Source organism: Vibrio sp. M260118, assembly GCF_036533755.1.
Taxonomy (GTDB): Bacteria; Pseudomonadota; Gammaproteobacteria; order Enterobacterales; family Vibrionaceae; genus Vibrio.
In genome coordinates this window covers 1-477 of the sequence record NZ_JATABG010000714.1, presented here as the reverse complement: position 1 = coordinate 477, position 477 = coordinate 1, and the positions used below count along the sequence as shown (strand labels likewise).

1 pseudogene is annotated in these 477 nt (G+C 39.0%); it reads right to left on the bottom strand.

The features are described 5' to 3' along the window. A pseudogene (locus tag QTO00_RS20795) lies at nucleotides 1-194 on the bottom strand (DUF2760 domain-containing protein); the annotation flags it as partial. Nucleotides 195-477 lie beyond the last annotated feature (283 nt).

The following is a 477-nucleotide window of genomic DNA, read 5'->3' as shown; positions in this document are numbered from 1 at the left end:
ACTTTCTCCACTTCAACGATCTTTTCTACTGGCTTTTCTACTTCAACGATTTTTTCAACCGGTCTTTCTACCACTTTCTCAACCACTTTTGATTTGCGAGAAACAGCGATAAGAAGTAGCAGCACGCTAGACGCAGTAAGGCCAGCATGAAGCATGTCGAATGTTTGAGGGATCATTTGTAAATCGAATGTCATGACAATTCTCTTTGTGTTTTGGTGTAAGTAGAGATTAAGTAAAGCTCTACTTTGGCTCTGAATTGGGGAAGAGCCTAGTTGATCTGATAAATTGGGGCGGATAGTACCATAATCAAGTCATCATACTGCTAGTAAATGCCATTAAACCTAGTGATATAAAGCTCACTTGGTGGGTTTTTGTTCAAACGCGCCTACAAAAAGTGTTCTACCGCACGGAAATCGTAACAGTTTCATATGTAAGCGATAATTGTACTTTATGTAGCCAGTTGGAAAACTATAAAAT